General features: G+C 68.6%; 22 protein-coding genes and 4 pseudogenes. 13 read left to right on the forward strand and 13 right to left on the reverse strand.

All coding sequences use genetic code 11. The features are described from left to right. Positions 1 to 389 precede the first annotated feature (389 nt). Both ABZ919_RS26210 and ABZ919_RS26215 read left to right on the forward strand, forming a co-directional pair. Entirely contained in the window at positions 390 to 3,251 is a 2,862-nt protein-coding gene (locus tag ABZ919_RS26210) for a DEAD/DEAH box helicase (protein ID WP_361252324.1), read from the forward strand. Between the two features lie 74 nt (positions 3,252 to 3,325). Beyond that, positions 3,326 to 4,588: an SWIM zinc finger family protein gene (locus ABZ919_RS26215; protein WP_361252327.1), complete on the forward strand. Its 1,263-nt coding sequence runs from the start codon at positions 3,326 to 3,328 to the stop codon at positions 4,586 to 4,588. Between the two features lie 408 nt (positions 4,589 to 4,996). Here ABZ919_RS26215 and ABZ919_RS26220 read toward each other — a convergent pair whose 3' ends face one another. Further along, positions 4,997 to 6,022, reverse strand: a complete 1,026-nt coding sequence (locus tag ABZ919_RS26220; protein ID WP_361252330.1) for an NADP-dependent oxidoreductase — start codon at positions 6,020 to 6,022, stop codon at positions 4,997 to 4,999. A gap of 70 nt (positions 6,023 to 6,092) precedes the next feature. On the opposite strand from ABZ919_RS26220, the gene ABZ919_RS26225 reads away from it, so the two are divergent. From ABZ919_RS26225 to ABZ919_RS26240, 4 genes are all read left to right on the forward strand, one after another. After that, the gene (locus ABZ919_RS26225; RefSeq protein ID WP_361252332.1) at positions 6,093 to 7,205 is read left to right on the forward strand and encodes a helix-turn-helix domain-containing protein; all 1,113 of its coding nucleotides are present in this window, start codon (positions 6,093 to 6,095) and stop codon (positions 7,203 to 7,205) included. Positions 7,206 to 7,346: 141 nt separating this feature from the next. Further along, on the forward strand, positions 7,347 to 7,901 hold the full coding sequence (locus ABZ919_RS26230) for a helix-turn-helix domain-containing protein (protein WP_361252335.1): 555 nt from the start codon (positions 7,347 to 7,349) through the stop codon (positions 7,899 to 7,901). Further along, positions 7,835 to 8,425 carry an IS630 family transposase gene (locus tag ABZ919_RS26235; protein WP_361252597.1) on the forward strand — a complete coding sequence of 197 codons (591 nt, stop codon included), beginning with the start codon at positions 7,835 to 7,837 and terminating at the stop codon, positions 8,423 to 8,425. Before ABZ919_RS26230 ends, ABZ919_RS26235 begins: the two co-directional genes overlap by 67 nt. 219 nt (positions 8,426 to 8,644) lie before the next feature. Then, complete coding sequence (locus tag ABZ919_RS26240; protein ID WP_361252599.1) at positions 8,645 to 9,040, forward strand: PhzF family phenazine biosynthesis protein; 396 nt, start codon at positions 8,645 to 8,647, stop codon at positions 9,038 to 9,040. Positions 9,041 to 10,101: 1,061 nt separating this feature from the next. On the opposite strand, the gene ABZ919_RS26245 is transcribed toward ABZ919_RS26240, so the two are convergent. The 3 genes from ABZ919_RS26245 to ABZ919_RS26255 form a co-directional block, all read right to left on the reverse strand. Then, a complete protein-coding gene (locus ABZ919_RS26245; RefSeq protein ID WP_361252337.1) occupies positions 10,102 to 10,413 on the reverse strand; it encodes a hypothetical protein in 312 nt (103 codons plus the stop codon). 259 nt (positions 10,414 to 10,672) lie between these two features. Beyond that, complete coding sequence (locus ABZ919_RS26250) at positions 10,673 to 10,864, reverse strand: hypothetical protein (protein ID WP_067045490.1); 192 nt, start codon at positions 10,862 to 10,864, stop codon at positions 10,673 to 10,675. Positions 10,865 to 11,002: 138 nt separating this feature from the next. Continuing rightward, entirely contained in the window at positions 11,003 to 11,215 is a 213-nt protein-coding gene (locus ABZ919_RS26255; protein ID WP_361252340.1) for a hypothetical protein, read from the reverse strand. 282 nt (positions 11,216 to 11,497) lie between these two features. Here ABZ919_RS26255 and ABZ919_RS26260 point away from each other — a divergent pair, with 282 nt between their 5' ends. Next, positions 11,498 to 11,701 (forward strand): cold-shock protein, encoded by a 204-nt coding sequence (locus ABZ919_RS26260; protein ID WP_067045496.1) that lies wholly within the window; start codon positions 11,498 to 11,500, stop codon positions 11,699 to 11,701. A 97-nt stretch (positions 11,702 to 11,798) separates the two neighbouring features. Here the strand turns inward: ABZ919_RS26260 and ABZ919_RS26265 are convergent, their stop codons facing one another. The 4 genes and pseudogenes from ABZ919_RS26265 to ABZ919_RS26280 all read right to left on the reverse strand — a co-directional run bounded on the left by ABZ919_RS26265 (position 11,799) and on the right by ABZ919_RS26280 (position 15,487). Then, a complete protein-coding gene (locus tag ABZ919_RS26265; RefSeq protein WP_361252343.1) occupies positions 11,799 to 11,927 on the reverse strand; it encodes a hypothetical protein in 129 nt (42 codons plus the stop codon). Positions 11,928 to 11,942: 15 nt separating this feature from the next. Then, a complete protein-coding gene (locus tag ABZ919_RS26270) occupies positions 11,943 to 12,788 on the reverse strand; it encodes a hypothetical protein (RefSeq protein ID WP_361252345.1) in 846 nt (281 codons plus the stop codon). A gap of 46 nt (positions 12,789 to 12,834) precedes the next feature. Beyond that, positions 12,835 to 13,651: pseudogene (locus ABZ919_RS26275) on the reverse strand (IS5 family transposase). 138 nt (positions 13,652 to 13,789) lie between these two features. Next, a complete protein-coding gene (locus ABZ919_RS26280) occupies positions 13,790 to 15,487 on the reverse strand; it encodes a hypothetical protein (protein WP_361252348.1) in 1,698 nt (565 codons plus the stop codon). A 631-nt stretch (positions 15,488 to 16,118) separates the two neighbouring features. On the opposite strand from ABZ919_RS26280, the gene ABZ919_RS26285 reads away from it, so the two are divergent. Together ABZ919_RS26285 and ABZ919_RS26290 are read left to right on the forward strand one after the other, a co-directional pair. Beyond that, positions 16,119 to 16,943: a hypothetical protein gene (locus ABZ919_RS26285; RefSeq protein WP_361252350.1), complete on the forward strand. Its 825-nt coding sequence runs from the start codon at positions 16,119 to 16,121 to the stop codon at positions 16,941 to 16,943. 201 nt (positions 16,944 to 17,144) lie between these two features. Continuing rightward, positions 17,145 to 17,681, forward strand: a complete 537-nt coding sequence (locus ABZ919_RS26290) for a hypothetical protein (RefSeq protein WP_361252352.1) — start codon at positions 17,145 to 17,147, stop codon at positions 17,679 to 17,681. An 83-nt stretch (positions 17,682 to 17,764) separates the two neighbouring features. Here the strand turns inward: ABZ919_RS26290 and ABZ919_RS26295 are convergent. Next, a pseudogene (locus tag ABZ919_RS26295) lies at positions 17,765 to 17,902 on the reverse strand (HTH domain-containing protein); the annotation flags it as partial. 79 nt (positions 17,903 to 17,981) lie between these two features. After that, positions 17,982 to 18,293, reverse strand: a complete 312-nt coding sequence (locus tag ABZ919_RS26300) for a hypothetical protein (RefSeq protein WP_361252355.1) — start codon at positions 18,291 to 18,293, stop codon at positions 17,982 to 17,984. A gap of 83 nt (positions 18,294 to 18,376) precedes the next feature. Here ABZ919_RS26300 and ABZ919_RS26305 point away from each other — a divergent pair. The 4 genes and pseudogenes from ABZ919_RS26305 to ABZ919_RS26320 all read left to right on the forward strand — a co-directional run. Continuing rightward, positions 18,377 to 18,843, forward strand: a pseudogene (locus ABZ919_RS26305) (XdhC family protein); the annotation flags it as partial. A 371-nt stretch (positions 18,844 to 19,214) separates the two neighbouring features. Continuing rightward, positions 19,215 to 19,508: pseudogene (locus ABZ919_RS26310) on the forward strand (transposase); the annotation flags it as partial. A 309-nt stretch (positions 19,509 to 19,817) separates the two neighbouring features. Next, on the forward strand, positions 19,818 to 20,240 hold the full coding sequence (locus ABZ919_RS26315) for a transposase (RefSeq protein ID WP_361252601.1): 423 nt from the start codon (positions 19,818 to 19,820) through the stop codon (positions 20,238 to 20,240). 54 nt (positions 20,241 to 20,294) lie between these two features. After that, a complete protein-coding gene (locus tag ABZ919_RS26320; protein WP_361252357.1) occupies positions 20,295 to 20,429 on the forward strand; it encodes a hypothetical protein in 135 nt (44 codons plus the stop codon). A gap of 289 nt (positions 20,430 to 20,718) precedes the next feature. Here ABZ919_RS26320 and ABZ919_RS26325 read toward each other — a convergent pair whose 3' ends face one another. The 3 genes from ABZ919_RS26325 to ABZ919_RS26335 all read right to left on the reverse strand — a co-directional run bounded on the left by ABZ919_RS26325 (position 20,719) and on the right by ABZ919_RS26335 (position 25,219). After that, positions 20,719 to 21,600: an alpha/beta fold hydrolase gene (locus ABZ919_RS26325; protein WP_361252360.1), complete on the reverse strand. Its 882-nt coding sequence runs from the start codon at positions 21,598 to 21,600 to the stop codon at positions 20,719 to 20,721. An 8-nt stretch (positions 21,601 to 21,608) separates the two neighbouring features. Then, positions 21,609 to 23,381, reverse strand: a complete 1,773-nt coding sequence (locus ABZ919_RS26330) for a biotin carboxylase N-terminal domain-containing protein (RefSeq protein ID WP_361252362.1) — start codon at positions 23,379 to 23,381, stop codon at positions 21,609 to 21,611. Positions 23,382 to 23,614: 233 nt separating this feature from the next. Beyond that, positions 23,615 to 25,219 (reverse strand): acyl-CoA carboxylase subunit beta, encoded by a 1,605-nt coding sequence (locus ABZ919_RS26335; RefSeq protein WP_361252365.1) that lies wholly within the window; start codon positions 25,217 to 25,219, stop codon positions 23,615 to 23,617. Between the last annotated feature and the right edge of the window lie 42 nt (positions 25,220 to 25,261).

The raw sequence follows: 25,261 nt of genomic DNA on the forward strand, positions 1-25,261 counted from the left end.
CCAGTAGTGTGGACTCGCTTCGGCGCAATTGGAGTTCCGGGCCGGGGCAATTGAGCAACGTGGATCGCGGCAAGAGCGGCTGGGAACTCCGGCAAGGGAATCAGGCGATGGCCACGGTCTACCGTGTGGCGACCCTGGACGATGATGGCCAGGAGCGGAGTGTCCAGTACTTAGATGCGGACGGTCGGGAGGTCGACGATCCCCGTGTGCCCGGGGCGTGCGTTCCTGCCCGGCGCCGGGAGCAGGTGAATCCGCCTATATCACCTGATTCCGGTTTTTTATCAGTGCTGCCATCTCCCGCAATCGCCCCCTTCAACCCGGTTTGGTGGGAGGAGCTGAGGGGCTGCGCGTCGATGTTTTTGCCGAGTGATCCCCCACGCCTGGGACGGATGGCCTTCTACGCCGGCGGGGGGCGGCTCCCGGCCGACGCTCCCACCGAAGAGCTCCTGGTGGTCGTACCGCACGGTCGCGGTGCGCGACGACGAGCCGTCCGCGCTGTGGTGTGCCCGCTCGCCGACATTCTTCCGCTGTTGCTGGACGAGTCGGCGGAGCGACTCGCCCCGACATCCGCCGCGTGGCGGCACGCGGCGCTCTACGCCCTATACATGGCCAGCCGAGGACTTCTGCTGCCAGGGCTGAGTGCTAGCGGCTACGACGCATGGCGTCTCGGGCCCTTCACCCAGGAGGATGCCGTCTGGGTGCGGGCCCTGGCCCTAGCTCTGGATCCCTCGGCATACGCCACACCGTTCGAGCAGCCTGACTGCGGACGACGCTCCCCGTTGCTTGTGCAGGATCCATACGACCGACTGCGCATGTTCATGGACGCGGTGGCTGACCTGCTGCCGCGCACGCCTGCCGCTGTCCCTGCAGCTGGCCAAACGGCCTTCGCCGGGCGGGGACCCAGGCATCTGCCCGGACTGTGGGGTTGGTCAGCCCGGGTCGCGGACGGCCGGGACGCCGGGGTGCGTCTCTCCCTGCGCATCGAACTGCCGCCCCACGAAGAGGACTTCCAGGAAGTCCACCACTACGGCTACGACGATGAGGGCACGCATACCGACACTCTGGAGAGTCCGGGTGCGGCGGCACGCTGTGTTCCGCAGGTCCACTCCCTGGCCGACCCGTCGCTGTTCGCCGACGCGGCGAAGGTGCGGCGTGGCACCGCGGAGGGATTTGGTCCCCGCGACCGCGCCGGGACCGAGGCGGGGCTGCGGGCGGCTGCCGATGCCTGGCCCGCACTCGCCGGCCTCCTCGACCACCCTGAACTGGACGCCCTTGCCCTCGACGACCAGGCGTTCCTCGATCTGCTGGGCAACGGCATCAGCGCCCTGGCCGAGGTCGACGTGGTGGTACACCTACCGAAGGATCTGGCTCTTGACCTGGTTGCCCACGCCGTCGTCGAACCCGACCGAAGTCGATCGCCGGATGAGGAGCAGGACGGCCCCGCGTTCTTCACACCCGAGGCGCTACTCTCCTTCCGCTGGGAACTGGCGGTCGGCGACAGCGCGCTTACTCAAGCTGAGCTGAACCGGCTTGCTCAGGCTCGGCGCCCGTTGGTGCGTCTGCGAGATCAATGGGTCGTCGTCGATGAGGCTCTCCTACGCAAGGCCCGTAGCCAGCCACGCGAACTGGGTGCCATGGAGGCACTGACCGCCGCCCTCACCGGTGCCGTCGAGGACAGCGATGGCTTCCTTACGCCGGTCCGGGCCAACGGCTGGCTCATCTCCCTCCGCGACCGACTGGCCGCGCCGGAGCACGCCGTCGATGAGGAACTGATCCCGCCCGCCGGACTGGAGGCCACCCTCCGCGAGTACCAACTGCGCGGACTGGCCTGGCTGGACCGGCTCACTCGTCTGGGTCTGGGTGCCTGCCTCGCCGACGACATGGGCCTCGGCAAGACCGTCACCACCCTTGCCCTGCACCTGCGTCGTCAGGAGAACCCACAGACTGCCTGTGCTCCCACACTGGTGGTGTGTCCCGCCTCGCTCCTCGGCAACTGGGCGCGGGAGATCGACAGATTCACCCCTGGCACTCCATGGCGTCGCCATCACGGCCCCGCCCGCGACCTCGCCGGCATCCGGCCCGGGGAGATTGTCCTGACCACCTACGGCACACTCCGCCGTGACCTGCCGGGTCTTTGTGCGATCGGCTCTTGGGGACTGCTTGTCGCGGACGAGGCACAGCACGCCAAGAATCCCGCATCGGCCACCGCCAGGGCGTTGCGCGCTCTCCCCGCAGCCGCCCGGGTGGCACTCTCCGGCACCCCTGTGGAGAACAACCTCACCGAGCTGTGGGCGCTCCTGGACTGGACCACCCCCGGACTGCTCGGCTCGCTTCCTGCCTTTCGGGAACGTTACGGACGGGCTGCCGAGCGAGCTGCCCGCGGGAGTCAGTTACCGGCGGATGCCACAGCTGCCGGACGACTGGGCCGGCTGATCGGTCCCTTCGTATTACGCCGCCGCAAGACCGATCCTGGTATCGCACCCGAACTGCCGCCCAAGACGGAGACCGATCACCTGCTCCGGCTCACCCGCGAGCAGACCGTGCTGTACGAGGCACAGGTACGGGAGTCGATGGATGAGATCCGCAGGGCACAGGGCATCACCCGGCACGCTCTGGTCTTGAAACTGCTTACCGCGCTCAAGCAGATCTGCAACCATCCCGCCCATTACCTCAAGGAGGGTGCCAAGACGCGCCTCACCGGCCGCAGCGGAAAACTGGAACTCCTCGACGAACTCCTCGACGTGCTGTTTACGGAGAAAGCGTCTGTGCTGTTGTTCACGCAGTACACACAGATGGCCCGGCTGCTGGAGGCGCACTTGTCAGGGCGCGGGGTGGAAACGCTCTTTCTGCACGGCGGAACGCCAGTGCCCCGTCGTGAGGAGATGGTCGACGCCTTTCAGCGTGGTGAGGTCCCAGTGTTCCTGCTCTCCTTGAAGGCAGCCGGCACCGGCCTCAACCTCACCCGGGCCTCCCATGTCGTCCACTACGACCGCTGGTGGAACCCCGCTGTCGAGGACCAGGCCACCGACCGCGCCTACCGCATCGGCCAGACCCAGCCGGTCCAGGTGCACCGACTGGTGACCGAAGGCACCGTCGAAGAACGCATTGCGCAACTCATCTCCTCCAAACGCGACTTGGCCAGCTCTGTGCTCAGCGAGAACCGGAGAGAGGCCGCCATCACCGACTTGACCGATGACGAACTCACCGATCTGGTCGCCCTGCACACCACTACCGACCGGAGCAGCCGATGAGTCACAGCGGCAAAGACAAGCGGCCAGGGGATCTGGTTCTTCCAAGCCCGCTACCGGCGCCAGGACAGCGGCAGTTGGTTGACGGGCCGTGGGGAGCGCTGTGGATCGCGGCCCTGGAGAATCCCGGTAGCCGGGACTCCGGGCACGAAGCCAGACTCAACCGCGCCCGTACCTACGCCCGACGTGGTGCGGTCAGCGACATCATCGTACGCAAGGGCGAGGTGACCGCACGTGTCACCGGCAGCGGCCACCGACCGTACAAGGTCACTCTCCGCATTCCCGAACTGCCCGAGGCGGAGGGAGACCGGCTCCTCGAAGCCTGGACAGACGACCTCGAAGCCGTCGCAGAACTGTCCCTCGGAAGGCTCGGAGAGGCCACCGCGCGCCTCGCTGTCGCCGAAGACGTGGCCCTGGTACCGAAACCCGGCCTCACCCACTACGAATGCACCTGCCCCGACTGGGGATTCCCCTGCAAACACGCGGCCGCGGTCTCCTACCAGTTCGCCCGTGCCATTGACGCCCGCCCCGACGCCCTCCTGCTGCTCCGCGGCCAACACCTGAACGAAGTGTGCGACCAAGCAGCGGTCCGGCGCGCCGACCGTGAGGTCGCCGCTGCCGAACAGGCGGCCGAGGAAGCGGAACTGGCCAGGGCGGCAGCAGGCCGGGGAGTACCTGCAGGTGAGGCGTTCATCCGCATCAGGAAGGAAGGTGGACTGCCTCCCCTGCCACCACTGCCCTCCCCGATAGCCACGCCCGCTCGCACGGGGCCATTTCCGGAGACCGGCCACGAAGACAGCCTCGCTGCCCCCGGCCGGCTGCGCATGCTGGCCGACGACGCCGCCCACCGCGCGGCCGAGGCCTACGCCCACGCGGTCGACGCAGGACGCGGTGCGGGGGAGCGGCTCTGGCTCGACGCCGACCCATGGCTGGACACCGTTCGACGCGCGGCCCAGGCGGACGACGATCCTAGCCTTCACGGCCGTCTGCTGAACAGCTCCGACCAGGCCCGCGCCCAGCTCGCTCGGACAAGCGTGGCCTGGAAGCACGGTGGCGAACCCGCACTGGCCGTTCTCGACGGCGGGCAGGCGCCACCGCGGGCCACCGAGGTCGCAGCACGCGAACGACTCCTTGCCCTGCGGCTCCCTGGACGGACCGGCCCCCCGACACTGCGCCGGACCGGTGGTCGCCTTCAATTGGTCGGAGAAGAGATCGAGTTGCGATACGGGCGGGACGGTCACTGGTACCCGTTCCGCAAAGAGTCCGGCGTGTGGTGGCCGGCCGGCCCTCCCTCTGCGGACGCTGCGGAGGCACTGCAGGGCATTCTGAAGGCGACCTGACTCGACCGCGCATCCGCAGCCGGTCTCTTCCGACAAGACTGCTGGACTGCAGCCTTCGCGGTGAATGCCACGGCACTTTGGCACGTACAGGTCAGCACTTGAGCATAAGGCCGAATCCGACAACACCACGTGCGGGGAGAACTCCGACCGACTGATTCGGCACGGCACCAGTGGGCACCGGGATGCCGCCGAACGATGCAGGTAAACCACCGCGCGCGGCACGCTTTGGAAGAACTGAGGTACCGCTGTCGATCCAGCCACGTCCCGTTCGACTGGAGCACGAAGACAGGGCCCGCGAACTAGCCGCCGCACTCCACGCAGCCCTCTACGGCGACCTCGGCCCCTTGACCCAAGCCGTACCCGGCCCCCTGTGCCGCGGCCTGGGACGAACCCCCGAGCCATCCCGCCTCAGCGCACGGTGATGACCAGCTTCCCCATGGTGCGGCCCGTTTCCGCCAGGACGTGGGCCCGGGCGCCTTCGGCGAGGGGGAAGGTGCCGGAGACGTGGGCGCGGAGCCTGCCCCGGTGGACAAGCTCGGCGACAGAGCGCATCCCGGCCTGGTCGTGCTCAACGAGCAGGGTGACGGCGCGGACCTGTGCCTTCTCCGCCGCGGCCGGGGTGTCCTCGTCACCCGGCAGCAGGGAGACGAGGACGCCGCCGGGGCGGAGCACGCCCACGGAACGGGTGGCGTGCTCCCCGCCGAGGGCGTCAAGGACGACGTCGTAGCGTTCCTCGGTATCGGTGAAGTCCTCAGATCGGTAGTCGATGCAGGCATCCGCGCCGAGCTCGCGCAGGAAGTCGTGTTTGGGGGCCCTCGCCGTCCCGGTGACATGCGCGCCGCGCTCCTTGGCGATCTGTACGGCTAGATGACCGACCCCGCCGGCTGCGGCGTGGATCAACACGCGCTGCCCGGCCCTCAGGCCCGCGGTCTCGACGAGCGCCTGCCAGCCGGTGAGCGCGGCCAGAGGCAAAGCGGCTGCCTGGACGTGGTCGATCCCGGCGGGCTTGGCGACGAAGGCGCGGGTGGGGCCGGTCACGTACTCGGCGTGGGAGCCGGCCCCGTACGGGTAGGGCAGCATGCCGAACACCTCGTCACCGGGCTTGAAGAGGGTGACGCCGAAGCCGGTCTCCACCACGGTGCCGGAGACATCCCAACCGAGGGTCAGCGGCGGGGGCGGCAGGAAAATACTCAGGGCGCGGTGCTTGAAGTCCGTGGGGTTGAGTCCGGCCGCGTGCACGGCGACGAGGATCTCCCCGGGGCCGGGAGCGGGCCGAGGAAGCTCGGTCAGCTGCAGGACCTCGGGGCCGCCGAGGGCCGTCTGGTGCAGCGCGAGCATCATGGGGGCGCCGTCCAGGGCGGCGGTTTGCGATGAGTCCGTGGCGGCCGCAGGGTCCGGGGAGTTGAGATTCTCAGGAGTGTCCGTCGAAGTCATGCCTCGATCCTGGCCATTCGGTCCGGCCCGGGGCCATGGCGAGAAGGTCAGCCTCCGATACATTCTTGCCATGCTCGTCACCCCTGCCGACCGCTGCGTTCCCGGCGCCTCCAGCACTCCCACCGTCCGCCCCTCCGCCGCACCCTCACGGGCCCGCGACCTCGCCGACCGCGCGGCCGAACTGGGTCACCGGATGAGCCCGGACCCGCGGCCCGGCGCCCACAAGGTCGTCGTACTTGCCCTCGACGGCGTCTACCCCTTCGAACTCGGCATCCCGCACCGGGTCCTGGGTTCCGCTGATGGCCGCTACGAGGTGCTGTCCGCGAGCGTGGACGGGCAGCCCGTTCGTACCAACGCGGACCTGACCGTCATCCCCGGGCACGGTCCCGAGGTGCTGGCCGAGGCGGACACCGTGGTCATCCCTCCGTACACCATCTCGCCGACCCCGGACCCGCAGGCTCTCACCGCCCTGTCCCGCGTTCGCCCCGGGACCCGTCTGGTGTCCATCTGCACCGGCGCCTTCCTGCTGGCCGTAGGCGGTCTCCTGGACGGGCGCCGGGCCACCACCCACTGGGCGCTCAGCGACTACTTCCAGGAGCTGTTTCCCCGGGTCGAGCTTGACGCCGGCGTACTCTTCGTCGACCACGGTGACGTGCTGACGTCCGCGGGGGCGGCGAGCGGTGTCGACGTCTGCCTGCACCTGGTGCGCCAGGATCACGGCAGCGAGGTGGCCAACCAGGTCGCCCGTTGCTGCGTCGTGCCGCCGTATCGGGACGGCGGGCAGGCGCAGTACATCGAGCGGCCGCTGCCGCCGGCGAGCGGAACCGGCACCGGGCCGACCCGCGACTGGGCGCTGCAGCGGCTGGAACTGCCTCTGTCGCTAGACGAGCTGGCCGCACATGCGGCGATGAGCACCCGTACCTTCGCCCGGCGCTTCCGGGAGGAGACCGGGCTGAGCCCCGGCCGTTGGCTGACCCAGCAGCGGCTGCGGCGGGCGCGCTACCTGCTGGAGTCCAGCGACCTGCCGGTCGAACGGGTCGCCCACGAGGTCGGCTTCGCCACCGCCACCTCGCTTCGGCGGCACCTGGCGGCCGAGGCGGGGGTGGCCCCGTCGGCGTACCGGCGCACTTTCCGTGCTTCGGGTCTGGCTGGGGGCGACGTCAGGGAAGCATCAACGACGTAGTCCGCTCGGCGACGCACTAGTGCTGGATTCCTCTTTCACTGGGTATGTGTCCTGGTGGCGGGGTGGTTCGGCCTCGGGGGCGGGTGCTGGACGGTGGTGTTACGGGCACGGTCGAGCCGTGGCAAGAGCGAGGAACGGCTCGTGCATCGGCTGGCGCGGGCGCGCAAGGCGCCTCGTGATCTGATGATGCGGGCCCGGATGATCGAGCTGAGCTGGTCTGGACAGCGAGTGCCGGCCATCGCGGACGAGTTGAGGTGCAATCCCAGGACAGTTCGCCGGTGGCTGCACCGCTTCAACCGCTTCGGTGTGGACGGACTGGAGGATCTGGGTGGACAGGGCCGGAAGCGGCGGATCACCGAAACGGAACGCTCAAGAATCATCGGCCTGGTCAAACAGCCGCCCCCAGGTCGGCTGACCGTGCAGGCCGACGGCGAGCTGGCCGCGACGGATGAGTCCGGGCCGCCGGAGTGGACCCTCGACGCGCTGGCCGCCGAGGCCGGACGGTTGGGCATCGAGGTCGGTCGCAGCCAGGTCCGCCGGATCCTGTTGGCTGAGGGCGTGCGCTGGCGCCGCACCCGTTCCTGGACCCGGTCGAAGGACGCGGACTTCGAGGGAAAAGGACCAGGATCATCGAGCTCTACACCTGCCCGCCCGAAGGCGCGACGGTCGTCTGCGCCGACGAGCTCGGACCGGTGATCCCTCGTACCTTCCCGCCGGCGCCGGGCTGGTCGCCGGACGGCCACCGCATCAAGTCCGAGGTCGACTACGGCCGCGGGCCAGAGAGGACTTGGGTCTACGGCGCTCTGCGGGTACGGGACGGACACGAAGTCACCATGACCGCCTCTTCCCGGAACAGCGCCTTCTACCAGCAGTTTCTTCAAAGGGTCGAGGCGGCCAATCCGGCTGGCGACATCTACGTGGTCACCGACAACCTGTCCTCGCACAACAGCCTGTCCACCCGCACATGGCTTGAGGACCACCCCAGAATCCGGCACGTCTTCATCCCTGTCGGCGCCTGCTGGCTCAACCTCCAAGAAGGCTGGTGGCGCATCTTCCGCAAGGCTGCCCTCGCCGGCCAGTCCTTCGCCGGACCACCCGAGATCGACCAAGCCACCCGCCTGGCAACAGCCCAGCTCAACACACGAGCCCGGCCCTGGGTATGGGGAAGACCCGCACCTTCAACCCGTGTCCTACGCCGCCGATACATGTACTCCGTTTGAGGAATCCAGCACTAGTTGTGGCGGGTCAGGACATCACCACCGCGTGGAGCGTTCCCGAAGGCCTGGCGGCCGTGGCCGAGATCCGCGCCCGGCAATGCGGCATCGCCAGCGGTCTTCCGACCCGGGCCCGTGAACCTGCGCGTCGCCCAGGCACCCGAGCTAAGGGCGGTCACAGCCGGCCTCGGCCTGGCTGACGAAGCCGTCGTCGGCAACGCCTGCGTGGCCTCGAATGGGCGGCCGAGGCTTCTCTTGCCAGTTCGATCGCGTGCCGCATTGGCCGACCTCTCCCCAGACTTCGCCCTGCTACGTGCCGCCTGCGACGGCTACGGCCTGTTGGGTTGCTACGCCTACTCGATCCCGGACGGGCACGGCCGGGCAGTCGCTCGGATGTTCGCCCCGTCGAACGGCGTCCCCGAGGAGATCGCCAACGCCAACAGCACAACCTGCCTGGCCGCCCACCTGCTCGACACGACAGGGGCGCAGACGGTCGCGATCGAGGTGGAGCAGGGCGACACCCTCGCTCGACCGGCCAGCGTGCTCGCTTCGGCCCGACGCGGGCCGGCGGGCATCACGACCCGGGTCGGTGGGGTAGCGGTGGTCCGCGACGGACACTGAGGCGACGACTGGATCGTCCTCTTCTGCGATCCGCGCATGGGTCTGGGGCTGTCCGCTGCGGTCAAGCGTTGGCACCCGGTGGCGGCCGCAGCCCCGACCGACGCACCGAGCCAGCGAGGCGGCCGCCGCGCTGCGCCAGTACGTCCCCTCGGTCAGCGTTGCCGAGCCGCCGTACCCGCGCTCGGTCGGCATCCTGACCGAGCCGCCGGCGGACCTGTCGTCCCGCGTTGACGACTACCTCGCCGACGGCTTCGGCCAGTGACAGAAACCGGCGGGTGATCGTTGTCGACACGGGCCCGACACCACCGTGGTAACGCGGACGTACTGGTGGCCTCAGGAAAGTCTGCGCGTCGCGCATCGCAGTGCGGCCGCCCCCTCTCGTGACGCGGGACAGGGTGGGGAGATGCCTGCACCGCCTCGACGCTCGCAGGACTGAGGACTTCCCTCCGGGCTCCGCCACGGCGTCGGGGTTGCCGGCACGGGAGGACCCGGTGACCAGTCCTCGGCGGAGGCTGTTCTCGGTGGGCCGGATGTCGAGCCCGGCGCGGGCGCCCCTTCCCCGTTCGGATCAGCCGGGTGGGGAGGTCTGGCTGGCCTGGGTGAGGAGGCGTTCCCAGGTGCGTGTTGAGCCGCCGTGCTGTTGGGCGAGGGATGCTGCGAGGTGGTGGCGGGGGGTGTCGCCGGCAGTGCTGAGGGCTGCGATCGCGGTGCGCAGGCGGGGGTCACGCTCGTAGGCGTGTGCCTTGCGCGGGCCTGTTCCTGTGCCTGGTGGGCGGCCGCCTCCCTTTCCTTGTCCGGGCGGGTTGTTCCGGCGTTCCTCGATGTCATGGCGGGCCAGACGCGGAGGCTGTAGAGGGTGTTGCCTGCTGGGAGGTAGCCCTGGGTCGCGTAGGCGCGGACGGTGCTGGCCGTAACGCCGAGTAGGGCGGCCGTCTCTTCGTCGTTGAGGAGGTCGTCGGGGTGTTCTCCGGCGGGCAGCTCGGGGATGAGTTTGCTTTTGAGGTAGGCGCGGGCTTGTGCGAGGTCGTAGATCAGGATGCGGCTGTGGGGAAAGAGGCTTGCTACGCGCTGGCGGAAGGCGGGGGCATCGCGTCGCCGCCCTGTGGACGCGGCGACGCCGGCTTGCTGGGCGATGTTGAGGTTCCCCCGAGATGCGGGGAGGGGTGACAGAGGGTCAGATGGGTCTCGTGAGAGGAGACCTGCAGTTGCTGACGCTCGCGTCGTAGGTTCGCTGCCTGCTCGGCGATGAACGCCCGCTGCTCGCCGATCTGGTCGCGCTGGCTCTTCAGCGTCCAGACGGCGGCGCCGGCCGCTGCGGCGGCGAATATGGCCCCGAGCCAGGTCGGGACATCTCCCCAGTTGATCGCGCTCATGGCCGCAGCGTAGGCGGGGCAACATCGCGACGAACTACCAATCGCATAAGAGATGCGGTTCGCTGCCGGTGACCTGCGACTACACAGCCTGTTGGCACGGGTGCGGCACGGCAGGGCTAGGCGGTATCACCCAGCGGGCTTGCTGGAGGTGCCTAGCTCCTTCACGACCGGGCCGCGGCCGATCTGCACGGCCCAGAAACCCACGCAGGCACCACCCGTTCACCTTCGGGTGGTGCCTGCCGCGCGCTGCTGTCGAGACTCAGGCCTTGTTGACCTTGGCCGCGCGTCCCGGTCCTTGGATCTGGAACGAGACGGTGTCCCCGGGATGGATCTCGTCGGGGTCGATCACGAGGTCGTCCACCGTGAAGTACAGCACGGGACCACCTTGGTCGTTCTTGATGCTTCCCTCGCCCGGGTCCGCGTTCCACTCATGGATCTTGCCTTGGTCCATGGCTGTGTCTCCTTGGCTTGATGGGGGGCAAGCTCCGGTCGCATGCCGGGCTCGCTCCCAGCGAACGCGAACCCGCGTGCGTCAGCCACCGCTGTGCGTCGAACGGGTGACGACGGCCGCCAGCCCACCGACGGGCGTTCAGCGCTCCCATACCTCCGGGCCGCCACCGTGCCACTCGATCAGCGGCGAGTTCACCAGGTCCACCACGTCCCACCCCTCCAGGCCGGCACGCTCCAGGAACACGCTCAGGTCATGCAGGCTGTCTGCGGTTCCCAGCGTCTCGCTGCCGACCTGGATGCGACGGCCGCCACCCTCTCCGGGCGGGAACACGATCACGCGACGCTCAGCCATAGCCTCAGCCTCGCCCAACGGCAGGTGAGGCGCATTCGGGGGACGGCTGTCAGTGGCGGCGGTTGTCCCCCCGGGGGCCGCGTTGTCGTCGTGGTGTCTTGTGGCCGAACTACACCAGCCGGTGTAGCGTCGTAATCAGCAGTCGTGGTTCCGAAGTCCCGTTCGCCCGTGATCGCATCGCGGGCGTTTTTGCTGTTCAACGCCTCTCCGGACCAGGGCGATCACCTCCGGGACCCGCACGGTGCGGGACCCGATACCAGTCCCCTCGAAGGAGACAGACACATGGCCAAGGGCACTGTGAAGTGGTTCAACGCGGAAAAGGGCTTCGGCTTCATCGAGCAGGAGGGTGGCGGCCCCGACGTCTTCGCCCACTACTCGAACATCGTCGCCCAAGGCTTCCGCGAGCTGCAGGAGGGCCAGAAGGTCGAGTTCGACGTTACGCAAGGCCAGAAGGGCCCGCAGGCGGAGAACATCCGCCCCCTGTAACGCCACACGCAAGAGCGGCCCCAGCTGGTGGGTACATCCCGGCTGGGGCTTCTTCGTTCCCGTCCGCCGGTTGCGCCTGCCGGGGCCGCCCTACTTGTCAGCCCTCGCTCGGGACGATGAAGCCCCTCGCTGGCCTGGGCTCTTCCGGGTCACGCGAGTCCGGCTGCTGCGTGCGCTTCCACGCCGCGACCAGCTTCGCGTACCGCGGATCGATCCACTCGGTCATGCGTCACCTCCGCCGTCAGGCTACGGGAGGCTGAGGGGTCGGCATGGGACGGATCGTGCACTCCGGGGCATGCTGGCACTTCGCGGCCACCGAGACGAGCATCTCGTCCGACGGAGCGCTCCACAGTTCCGGGTCCGCGTTCCAGCCGAGTTCGGCGATCTTCTCGCGGGTGCGGTCCAGGACCGGAGGTGCTCGTGCCCGCTGGGCGGCCCGGAAGCGATCACATGGCGATCGGTGGAGGGGCGTAGCGAGGGCCTGTACGGACTCGTTCCGGCGCGCGCGGGCCTGCTCCGTCAGGTGTGCCATATTGTCTCGGATGGCGCGCGCGTGGGAGTCCCCCGATGCCGATTCCGGGTGCGTCTGATCCGCGGCCGTGCCGGCTCGCTGGTCTTGGGCTGTGCCGGTGTGCCGGGCCGCGAGAAACTGCCGTTTGGCTTGCAGATCCGCCCAGATGCCCGGGCGCCGTGCCGATCCGTCCTGAGTTACCCAGAGGATTCCCTCGGAGTCCGGCTGGACGCAGACGGGGCTGGCATCCGGCGCTTCCGGATACAGGGCCTGGCTGATCGCCGCGGTCACCGGGTCGAACTCGACACTGGCCGTCCCGGCCCTCTCGGGAGCCATCCCAATAAACGTGCCCACGGAGCCCGCCGCAGCCCACTCTTGCGTCGAGGCTTCTGCCTGGCGGTCCGTCTCGCGCGGTATCCATGTCGGCTCCCGGATCTGCTGGGCCGGCCAGGACGCGGATTGCACCCGCTGTGCGACAGGCCCTGGAAACGGGAGTGTGCGGCGGGTGAAGAGCTGGGCGAGGGCGATGGTTTCGGGGTAGGCGATGGCTTCGCGGGCAGGCGGATCTGCACCCATTCTCGATCTTCATGACCGTGTTCCAACTGCCGGCTTACACCGTGTCCTACATGGTCAGTTTGAGGAGGCGTTTATAGCAGCAGAGGGCTGCAGCAAGGCCGAGGAAAGCCAGGTAATTGCGGGGATGTCGCTCGTAGGGGGGTGACAGACGCCGGTAGCCGGTCAGCCAGGAGATCGTGCGCTCGATGACCCATCGACGACGGCCCAACCGTTCGCTTGAATCGATCCCCTTGCGGGCGATACGGACGCCGATGTTGTGGCTGTGCAGCCATTGCCGCTGGTCAGGAAGGTCGTAAGCTTTGTCGGCGTGCAGTCGCCGGGGCTTGTAATGGTCACTGTGGGATTCGTGTCCTATGCGGAAATGGGCAACCATCGGCTTCAGCCCTAGGCTGTCGTGGGTGTTGGCGGCGGAGACTCCGACGCGTAGGGCAGTCCGTTCGCGTCGGACAGGAAGTGCATCTTGGAACCCGGCTTGCCCCGGTCCACGGGCGACGGACCTGCAAGTTCGCACCTTTTTTTGGCGCGGAGGTGAGCGGAGTCGAGTACCGCCCTGGACAGGTCGACCAGGCCCCGGTCGGCGAGCATCTCGAGCACCTTCTGGTGCAGCCGTCCCCAGACGCCCGCCCGGGACCAGATCGGGAACTGTCGATGCACCGTTGCCTTCGATGCTCCAAAACAGGGCGGCAGAGCCCGCCAGGCACAGCCGCTGACCAGGACGTAGACGATCGCCGCGAATACTGCCTCGCCATCGATGTCAGCCACCCCGCCACTCTGCGGCCGCACCCGCGCCGGCGGCAGGGTGGCGGGGTGGGTATCACCCAGAGCCCTTCCGGCGCGATCCATCCCCACCGCCCACTCCCCATGACCCAACCAACGACCAACGACCAACTGACCATGTAGGACATGGTGTAAAGCAGACCTGACCGACTGACGACGTCGGCTCCGGCCCACGTCGAATAACGCGAGCCGGAGCCAAACGGGACACGGGAAGGTGATGGTGGTCAGTCCACGGACCGCACGGTGGGCATGGCGAGGGCGACCGGTCCCGTGCCGGAGCCGCTCTTGCAGGAGTCGTGGCAGTCCTTCTCCAGGCTGCAGCACAGTGAGCAGATCGCCCCGGCGTGGAAGAGGCAGTTCGCCACGTCCGGCCGCTCGAAGTCGGTCGTGCACACGGTGCAGATCAGCATGGCCGCGGAGGGCAGGCCGTCCGCCCCGAGCAGCGGCTCCTCCAGGTCGTCGACGCGGGCGATGTAGTACTTGCCCTTCGTGAGCACCGCGAACAGCGGTGAGAGGACCACCGCGAGGAACAGGGCGATGAAGGGGGAGTATGCCTTGCCGTAGTCTCCGAACGCCTCGAAGTAGGCCGCGATGGAGACGGCCGAGGCAATGAGCATCGATCCGAAGCCGACCGGGTTGAAGTTGTACAGGTGCGCGCGCTTGAACTCGATGTACGAGGGACTGAGCTTCAGCGGTTTGTTGATGACGAGGTCGGCGACGACCGCGCCGATCCAGGCGATGGCGACGTTGGAGTAGAAGCCGAGGACGGTGTTGAGGAAGCCGAAGACGCCGCCCTCCATCAGGGCCAGCGCGACGCCGACGTTGAGGAAGATGTAGACGACCCGGCCGGGGTGGCGGTGGGTGAGGCGGGAGAAGAAGTTCGACCAGGACAGCGAACCGGAGTACGCGTTCGTCGAGTTGATCTTTATCTGGGACAGGATCACGAAGAACGTGGCCAGGCCCAGGGCGACGGGTGCGGCGAAGGTCTTGAAACCGTGGACGTACTGCTGGATGGGCTCGTTGGCCTTGGACAGGCCCACGCTGCCGGCGATGTAGAAGGCGAGGAAGGCCCCGCCGATCTGCTTGGCCGCGCCGAGCACCACCCAGCCCGGGCCGGCGGACAGGACGGCCCCCCACCACTTCCTGCTGTTCTCGGGCGTCTTGTCGGGCATGAAGCGCAGGTAGTCGACCTGCTCGCCGATCTGCGCGATCAGCGACAGAGCCACGCCCGCGCCCGCGCCGACGCCGAGCATGCTGATGCTCGAACCGGTGGGGGAGTTGCCGGCGAAGTGCGTGAACTGCGAGAACTCGTCCGGCTCCTGGATGGCGATGGACACGAACGGCGCGACCATCAGCACCAGCCACACCGGCTGCGTCCACACCTGCATCTTCGACAGCGCCGTCATGCCGTAGACGACCAGCGGCAGGATGATCAGCGAGCAGATCAGATAGCCGACGGCGAGCGGGATGTGCAGCCCCAGTTCCAGGGCCTGGGCCATGATCGAGCCTTCGAGGGCGAAGAAGATGAAGGTGAAGCTGGCGTAGATGACCGAGGTGAGTGTGGATCCGAGGTAGCCGAAGCCGGCGCCCCGGGTCAGCAGGTCCATGTCGATGGAGTACTTCGCCGAGTAGTACGAGATCGGGATGCCGGTCAGGAAGATGACGACCGCGGCGGCGAGGATCGCGATCATCGCGGAGGAGAAGCCGTTGGAGATGGCGATCGAGCCGCCGATGGCGAAGTCGGCGAGGTAGGCGATGCCACCGAGTGCCGTCGTGGCCACCACGTAGGGGGTCCAGCGGCGGAAGGACTTCGGCGCGTAGCGCAGGGAGTAGTCCTCCAACGTGTCGTTCTGCGCCCAGTTGTTGTACGTCCGTCCGCCCGTACTCGCCGGCGGTGCTTCCTTGTCGACGATCTCCGTCACGACATTCCCTCTTCCCAGCACTGGGGACGACCCGGGCGACCCCGGGTGATTGCACGGAAGAGTCACGCCGCACTATTTCTTGAACGTTTCGCTTCCTTTAAGGGAAAAGTCTTTAACGGGCCTTTATTCGATGCGCGTAGATAGCACGCCAACAGGAGCGAACCCGCGTGGGCGGGAGTGGTGCAGGAACCGGTCGCACAGATCGGCGATGTCCAGGCCGCTGGTGGTGCGGGCGAACCACGGCCGGTCGGGCCGTGTGGCCGGTCGCCGCGGACGGGCCTAGGAGGGCGGTCCCCCCTCACCAGCCCAAACTCCGCTGACGGGTGTGGCCGTAGTTGAGATTTCACCTGCACACAGTTGATCATTCACCTATGTACACGTTCTGATGCCCATCATGTCGACGCACCCGCCCTCGCCGTGGGAAGAATCCGCTGATCCGTACGGGCAGCCGTACCCGAGTCCGTACGGGCAGCCCCGGGATCAGCCGTACCAAATCCCGTATGGCCAGGAGTACCCGGGGCCGTACGGGCAGCCGTACCAGAGTCCTGAGCAGCACCCGTACAGGCAATCCGAGAACCAGCCGTACGACATGGGGCAGCCGTACCCGAGTCCGGACGGGCAATTGGGCCAGATGCCGCACGCCCAGCCGTACGCGAATCCGCGCAGGCAACCGGAGCGACCGCCGCAGCCTGACCCGTACGTCGAACTCGGCCGGCGCGACGAGCTGTACCCGGAGCCCGAGCCACCGCGTCGACCCAATCCCTACGCCGAACTCGGGCGCCTCGACGAGGACTACGCGTCACCTTCCGAGACGCCGAGCGCGGCCACGGCTTACCCGGTCGCCCCTTACGCGGCCCCTGAGAAACCACGCAGACGAAGACGACTGCTGGGGTGTCTCGGTGTCGTCGCTGCCCTGATCGTCGGGAGCGGCGGCGTACTCGCCTACATCGGCATGACCACAGCCGCCAAGGCCGGCCAGTACAAACTGGCTCCGCCGGACAGCTTCCAGGGGCTTTCGTCGGACCCGTCCAACGTGCTGGCCGAAAGTCTCACAGCGAGCAACGACGAGATCGCCAAGGCAGGCGCCACTCCCGCGCTGGCGGCATACTCCACCAAACTCGGCGACCGCACACCACAGATCGTTCTGATGGGCGGGTACGGCACATTCCTGAGCCCCAGGACCGAGGTGGCGGCCGCGTGGGGCGGGATCGACCGGAGCGGCGGTTCCGTCAAGGACGAGACGGACGAGTCCAGCGGGCGGCTCGGCGGCACGGCTCAGTGCGCCGTCGCCACGGCGGGCCCCGCGGAGACGCCCGTCTGCATCTGGGCCGACAACAGCACCATCGCCATTCTCCTCTTCACCGGACAGATGAGCCGGACCGTGGCCCACCCCGACTTCCCGGCGCTCGACCAGCGACTGCTTGCCCTGCGCGCCGTCGCCGAAGTGAAGATGTAACCGGCAACGTTGCCGTCGGTCCAAGCTGCGGGCAGTTCAAGGCGGCGTTCTGTCGTGCCGGTCTACTGGTCAGGGATCTCACCGCCCGGCAACCAGGAAGCCTTGGCGATGTTCTGACGCGGGGCCTGTTGACCCCGTGTTCCGCAGGGCGTTTGATCTTTCCGGCCCGTGCGGGTATCCGGGCAGGGGAGGGCTGGTGCGATGGCTGACGAGGCCGGACCCGGGCTGGTACGGGTGGTGTACGTCGAGCAGTCGTCCGCGCTGATGATGGGCGTGGGCGCGGTGCTGTCCGAAGGGTTGCTGCTGGCTCTGATCGGTGCGGCTCACCGGCTGGAGACTCTGCTTGGGGGAACAGTTGCGGTCACTCTGGTGTGCCTGGTGCTGCTGCCGCTCGGTTTCCAACTCCCCGCCCGGCTTCGACGTAAGTACGAGCATGCCGCGCAGGTGGACCACCTCGCCGCACCGCACGCCGACGAGGGCGCGGCGCGGCGCCGGTTGCTCCGGCGCACGGCAGGATTGGTTGGCGCGGCAGCCTGCTGGATGATGCTGATCGGCCTGGTGTTCCATGAGGTGATGCCGCCCGTCATGCTGGTGCCGATGGCCATGACCCATTGGGCGCGATCCCGGGCTACCGCGGACTGGGAACAAGTGAACGGGGCAGCCCTGTGGCAGGGCGTACCCGGGCTGCTGGGCACTCGAGGACCGGTATTTCGTGTGCCGGCGGACTACGGGACGTGAAGCCGCAGCCCCTTCCTCTTCGGCGGAAGTAGTTTGCGGTGCGGCGACGTCGCGGCAATGCCCGGTGGCGTGGGCTTCGTCCTGCCGGCTCTCTGCAGAGCCTGGGCGCCACGGATCACCGTACGCTCCGAGACGTCCAGGTTCCGGGCAAGGGCAGCGACGGTCAGACCGGGACTCGACTGGACGAGGAGAGCCATACGGATCAGGCGGGCGGCACGCATGACACCAGGATCACCGACCGATCACCTCACCCGCACCCCTGCCGAAGCCCGGATGCGGATGCGGATACGCTGAGCCTGTTCAGGTCGTGAGCTGGAGGGCGTCCAGTACGGCGGTGACGTCCCGGCGCGCGGCCTCGTCCAGGCCGCGCAGGGGACGCGGCACGTTCGGCTCCGACGTCAGGCACGCCGCGGCGGACAGGACGCGCAGACCACCGTGCTGACGGAGCAGGGCCCACAACGGTTCGAGCGCCTCGGTGGCCCGGCCCGCGTCACCGGCCAGGGCTGCGCGGGCGAGGGCGAGCGCGGTCCGGGGGAACAGACCGCCCACGGCCGAGTACCGGACGTCGCACCCGGCATTCAGACCGCGCACGCCGGCCCAGTCGCCGCTCACACCGATGGTGACCGTCTCCGGGATCGCCGCGCGCAGCGCGTCGATCCGGGCCTTGGCCTGGCCGAAGTCGTTCGGAACGGCGTGTGACAGTGTGCGACGCCCGCCCCGTCTTCGCGACGAAGCAACGATTCCCCGAGGCGGACGAGGTTGTCGTCGACTGGCCGCTCCGCTACCTGGAGGCGACGCAACTCGACTTGCGGGCGGTGCTCTGCGTCCTCACCCACGACGCCAAGTTCGACGTACCCCTGCTGGAGAAGGCGCTGAAATTGCCCGTGACGTACGTCGGCGCGATGGGTTCCCGCCACACCCACCTGGAACACAAGGAGCGGCTGCGCCAGGTCGGCGTCTCCGAACTCGAACTGGCCCGCCCGCAGTCACCCTCGGGCTCGATCTAGGGGCGCGGACCCCGGAGGAGACGGTGCTGCCGATGACGGCCGAGATCGTGGCCGCCCGGCGCGGCGGCTCCTGTTTGTCGCTGCGAGGAGCCCACATCCCGATCCACCACGACGGGGCGGGGGTCCCCGCGCGAAGGATCGTCGAGGTCGCCTAGTAGGTTCGCCACCGAACCCGGGTGCCGGTCGCGAGCGGACGAAGAGTTGACTCATTGTTAGCCCGCTCAGGCCACGTTGAGCGCCGGTTCGGATGAAGCCATGCGACTGTGGTCGCGTCATGCGCTTGTGCCGGGATCGATGGGACGGCTGCACAGTGCCGTCCCGGACGGGCGCCTGACTCATGAGATCTATGACCGAGGTGTCCAGTCACAGGCATGTCGACTGTCGTTGCGGGATGGCGACTGCTGGTACCGAGTCAAGGGGCGTGTCCCGATAGGGGCCTTGCCGAGTCAGGCGCCATCACGGTTCAGACCGCCCGAGCAGCCGGTGCCACCCACCTAGCGCGTCACCATGCGGGAGGCGAACCACCATGACGATCAGACAGCGCAGCATCTCGTCCAGCACGGATTCTCCCAGTCGGGGGGAGGTCGTCCTGGGGGTGGACACGCACGGGGAGGTTCATGTTGCCGCCGTGGTATCCCCGCTGGGGAAGGTTCTGGGCACCGAATCCTTTCCGGCCACGGCGGCCGGTTACCGTCGGCTGCTCGTCCGGGCTCGCAAGCGAGGGACGGTGCGCCGGGCCGGTGTGGAGGGCACCGGCACCTTCGGCGCGGGTCTGTCCCGCTACCTGCTGACTCAGCACGTCCAGGTGTACGAGATGAACCGGCCAGACCCCTCGGCCCGCCGGCTGCTGGGACCCGCTCGATGCGCAGGCCGCCGCGCGGGCCGTGCTCAATGGTCGCGCCCGGGCGCGGGCAAATTCCGGCGACGGTCCGATGCACAGTGCCAGGATCTTCAAACTCGCCAAAGACTCCGCGGTCAAAGCCCGCACCCAGGCGATCAACCAACTCAAGGCCCTCCTGGTCATCGCCGACCCCGCCCTGCGGGACGGCTGACCAGCCTCGGCAACGCCGAGCTGTTCCGCACCTCCGCGCGCCTCAGCCCGCACGACGGCAAGGGCGACGAAGACGCGGTGACCGAGGCCACCCACATGACCCTGAGCATGCTCGCCCAGCGTATCGAACAACTCTCCGCGCAGATCAATGAGCTGAACCAACGCCTGACCCGGCTCGTCGAACACCACGCCCCGCAACTGCTCTTACCCGTGGGCATCGGCCCGGACAGCGCCGTCACTCTCCTGATCACCATGGGAGACAATCCCGACCGGCTGAACACCGACGCGTCCTTTGCCGCCCTTTGCGGAGTCAGCCCCATCGAGGCCAATGCGGCCCTGCACCGCATCGTCTTCACCCGGCTGCGCCACGACCCGCGCACCCAGGCGTGCCTCCGCTGCTGCACCCCGGATCGGGCCCATGAGGACCGTCCAGAAGATTGCAGCGGTGGCCGCGGCCATCTGCGGAATCCTCTTCGCCGGCATCGGGATGGCCAGCGCTGACCCCCAGGACAACGGCGGGGGGACAACATCCCCCTACTCAGCAACATCAACACGATGAACTGGGACGATTCGCCCTTCTGCGGAGTTCAGGTCAAGACCAAGGACACCGAGCAGAAGACGTCCTGTCCGGTAGTGCACAACGAGGGCAGCTCCAACAGCCCGGTGTACATCATCACCTTCGGATCTTGATCTTTCATAGCGGTCCGGCGGTCCGGCGGTCCGGCGGTCCGGTTGTTCGGGGCCGTCGGACCGTTTCGGCTTGTCGGGGCGTTGGCAGCGAGGTGAGTAATCCGGCTGCTGTGTCGGGTGGGCGATAGCAACAAACTCGCCCATGCGAGCCACGTCCTTATCCGACTAGGGCTGCCTCAGCGTCCATGACTGTGGCCGGGCGGCGGCACCACCAGGTGTAGCCGGTCGGGGTCGCGACCGGAAGGTCCGACGGAGCCCGGTCGGCACCCTCATCACCGGAACTGCGCCGTCATGTCACCGTCCCGGCGCGACGCAACATGCACTCCTCCAGGAACGCAAGGGCGCGCAGATGATACGCACGCGCCGCCCAGCCGAGACTGATGTTGTGCCCGGCATCCGGCTGACGGTCGACGATGACGCGCGTCCCGCTGAGCATGCCGGTCATCGTGGCCACCGCTTCCTCGTCGTGGCGCCACCACGCCTCGTGCTCGGCGAAGGTGAGACGGACCGGGACCCGGACGCGCCGGGCGATGCCCGGGAGCAGCCCCGGCCAGTTTGCCGCCTCTCTCCACTCCCGCTCCGGCATGGGAACCAGCAGCGAGCGGCTGCCCGCGAAGGTGTTCGGCGGATACAGCTGGAGGGGACCCCAGCTCAACCGACGGGTGGTGAGGCTGTGCGGGTCCGGCAACTCGTCCGTGTCCACGGCGTAGCGGTGCCCGCAACCGGAGATGTCCAGGCCGATGAGGCGGTCACCGATGTCGTCGGCGGCGGCGGTCAACGCGAGCTTGCCGCCGAAGGAGTGGGCCAACAGGAAGAAACCCACGCCTGTTTGATACCGGCGGGCGAAGGCGCCGAGGGCCGCGTGCAGCGTCACCGACTGTTCGGCGAGCGTCTGGCCGGTGGGAAGCTGGGCGGCCGACAGGCCGTAGCCGGGACGGTCCAGAGCCAGCACTGTGAAACCGAGCCCGGCCCCGAGTTCCAGCAGGGAGAGGCCCGGGTGGGCCTGGCCGTGGAAATACCCGGCTCGCATGCCACCGCCGTGGACGGCCACTACGACGGCCCGGGGTGGCGCATGCGCTGGTTCGCCGAGCAGGCCGGACAGCTGGACGCCGTCGGCGTCGACGGTGATCTCGCGCACGCGCCGCGAGACGGGGCTGAGGATCTCACTCATGGGTGACGTCAGTCCTTGATTTCGCAGATGGTGGCGCCGGAGGTGACGGAGGCGCCGACGTCGGCGGACAGGCCCTTGATGGTGCCGGCCTTGTGGGCGTTGAGGGGCTGTTCCATCTTCATGGCCTCCAGGACGACGACCAGGTCGCCTTCCTTGACTTCCTGGCCTTCCTCGACGGCGACCTTGACGATGGTGCCCTGCATCGGGGAGGCGAGGGTGTCGCCGGAGGCGACGGGGCCGGACTTCTTGGCGGCGCGGCGCTTGGGCTTGGCGCCGGCGGCGAGGCCGGTGCGGGCCAGTGACATGCCCAGGGAGACCGGCAGGGAGACCTCCAGGCGTTTGCCGCCGACCTCGACCACGACGGTCTCGCGGCCCGCCTCCTCCTCCGCCTCGGTGTCGGCGGGGGCGGCGTGGGGCGTGATGTCGTTGACGAACTCGGTCTCGATCCAGCGGGTGTGGACCGTGAAGGGGTCTTGTCGGCCGTGGATTTCAGGGGCGAAGGCGGGATCGGTGACCACCGCGCGGTGGAAGGGGATCGCGGTGGCCATGCCCTCGATGTGGAACTCGGCCAGGGCGCGGGCGGCCCGGTGCAGGGCCTGTTGGCGGGTGGCGCCGGTGACGATCAGTTTGGCGAGCAGGGAGTCCCAGGCCGGGCCGATCACGCTGCCGGACTCCACGCCCGCGTCGAGGCGGACGCCGGGGCCGGTGGGTGCGTCGAAGCGGGTGACGGTGCCCGGGGCGGGCAGGAAGCCCCGGCCGGGGTCCTCGCCGTTGATGCGGAACTCCAGGCAGTGCCCGCGCAGTTCGGGGTCGTCGTAGCCGAGGGGTTCGCCGTCGGCGATGCGGAACATCTCCCGTACCAGGTCGATGCCGGCGACCTCCTCGGTGACCGGGTGCTCGACCTGCAGGCGGGTGTTGACCTCGAGGAAGGAGATGGTGCCGTCGTTGCCGACGAGGAACTCGACGGTGCCGGCGCCGATGTAGCCGGCCTCCTTGAGGATGGCCTTGGAGGCCTGGTACAGCTGGGCGGTCTGTTCGTCGGTGAGGAAGGGGGCGGGGGCCTCCTCGACGAGTTTTTGGTGGCGGCGCTGCAGGGAGCAGTCGCGGGTGGAGACGACGACGACGTTGCCGTGGCTGTCGGCCAGGCACTGGGTCTCCACGTGGCGGGGCTTGTCCAGGTAGCGCTCGACGAAGCATTCGCCGCGGCCGAAGGCGGCGACGGCCTCGCGGACGGCCGACTCGTACAGTTCGGGGACCTCGTCGAGGGTGCGGGCGACCTTCAGGCCGCGGCCGCCGCCGCCGAAGGCGGCCTTGATGGCGATGGGCAGGCCGTGCTGCCGGGCGAAGACGACGACCTCGTCGGCGCCGCTGACCGAGTCGGAGGTGCCGGCCACCAGGGGGGCGCCGGCGCGCTGGGCGATGTGGCGGGCGGCGACCTTGTCGCCCAGGTCGCGGATGGCCTGCGGCGGGGGGCCGATCCAGATCAGGCCGGCCTCCAGGACGGCCTGGGCGAAGTCGGCGTTCTCGGACAGGAAGCCGTAGCCGGGGTGGATGGCGTCCGCGCCGGACTCGCGTGCCGCGTTCAGTACCTTGGCGATGTCCAGGTAGCTGGTGGCCGGGGTGTCACCGCCCAGGGCGAACGCCTCATCCGCCGCGCGGACATGCAGAGCGTCCCGGTCCGGGTCGGCGTACACGGCCACGCTCGCGATCCCGGCGTCCCGGCACGCCCGAGCCACGCGGACAGCGATTTCGCCACGGTTGGCGATGAGCACTTTGCGCACGATGGCTCAACTCCCCTCGGGTTCAGATGGGCTCGGACTTCCAGGAACCGGCATGGCGGCGCGTGACGTGGCGGTCGCGGCAAAGGAGGCTACGGCGGCGCCGACTGCCGTGCCCGAGAACGACGGGGGCCCGGGGTTCCGGACCGCGCCGAACAGGACGGCCAGGACGGCGGCGAGTTCCTCGGCGTTCGGACAGCCGTGCAGCACGCGCACCTCGTGCGTGTCACCGTTCATCACATCGGGGGGTTTCCGTGCTTGCGGGACGGCAGGTCGGCGTGTTTGCGGCGCAGCATCGCCAGCGAACGAATCAGCGCCGACCTGGTGTCTCGCGGGTCGATCACGTCGTCGACGAGCCCCCGCTCGGCCGCGTAATAAGGGTGCATCAGCTCCGACTTGTACTCCTTGATCCGCTGCTGCCGCACCCCCTCGGGATCGTCGGACGCCGCGATCTCGCGACGGAAGATGACATTGGCCGCACCCTCCGCACCCATCACCGCTATCTCGTTCGTCGGCCAGGCCAGGGAGAGGTCCGCACCGATGGACCGGGAGTCCATGACGATGTACGCGCCGCCGTAGGCCTTGCGCAGGATGAGCTGGACACGCGGCACGGTGGCGTTGCAGTACGCGTACAGCAGCTTGGCGCCGTGCCGGATGATGCCGCCGTGCTCCTGGTCGATGCCCGGCAGGAAGCCGGGGACGTCGACCAGCGTCACGAGCGGAATGTTGAAGGCGTCGCAGAGCTGAACGAAGCGTGCCGCCTTCTCGGACGCCTTGATGTCGAGCACACCGGCGAACGCCGAGGGCTGATTGGCCACGATCCCCACCACATGGCCGTCGAGCCGGGCCAGGGCACACACGATGTTCGGCGCCCAGTCGGGGTGCACCTCGAACACCTCGCCGTCGTCAACTACTTCCTCGACGACCGCGCGCATGTCATAGGCACGGTTGGGGTCGTGGGGGACCAGGTCCAGCAGTGCGTCGGTGCGCCGGTCGGCGGGGTCGTCGCACGGGGCGGCGGGCGGGAGTTCGCGGTTGTTGGCGGGCAGCAGCGACAGGAGGAACCGTACGTCCTCCAGGCAGGACTCCTCGTCGTCATGGGCGAAGTGCGCGACGCCGGAGGTGGACGCGTGGACGTCGGCACCGCCGAGCCCGTTCTGGGTGATGTCCTCGCCGGTGACGGCCTGGACGACATCGGGGCCGGTGATGAACATCTGCGAGGTCTCGCGGATCATGAAGACGAAGTCGGTCAGCGCGGGGGCGTAGGCGGCGCCGCCGGCGCAGGGGCCGAGCATGACGCTGATCTGCGGGATGACCCCGGAGGCGCGGGTGTTGCGCTGGAAGATGCCGCCGTAGCCGGCCAGTGCTGAGACGCCCTCCTGGATGCGGGCGCCGGCGCCGTCGTTCAGCGAGACCAGCGGGGCTCCGGCGGCCTCCGCCAAGTCCATCAGCTTGTGGATCTTCTCGGCGTGGGCCTCGCCCAGCGCCCCGCCGAAGATGCGGAAGTCATGGGCGTACACGAAGACCGTGCGGCCGTGCACGGTGCCCCAGCCGGTGACCACGCCGTCCGAGTACGGTCGTCGCCGTTCCAGCCCGAAGCCGGTGGCCCGGTGCCGTCGCAGGGCCTCGACCTCGGTGAACGAGCCCTTGTCCAGAAGCAGTTCGATGCGTTCGTGGGCCGTCAGCTTGCCCTTGGCGTGCTGCCGCTCGGTAGCTGCGGGATCGGGGCCTTGCCTGGCCGAATCCTTCAGCCGGTCCAGTTCGGTCAGCCGCTCGTGCAGGGTCGGCGGTCCGCCGGTCTCTTCGGGGACGCCGGCGGCGGATTGCTCAGCAGTGCGCATGGTGGTCCACTCTCTCCGCGATGAGTCCGTGTGATCCGTTGG

The organism is Streptomyces sp. NPDC046759 (genome assembly GCF_040645475.1).
In the GTDB taxonomy this organism is placed as follows: domain Bacteria; phylum Actinomycetota; class Actinomycetes; order Streptomycetales; family Streptomycetaceae; genus Streptomyces.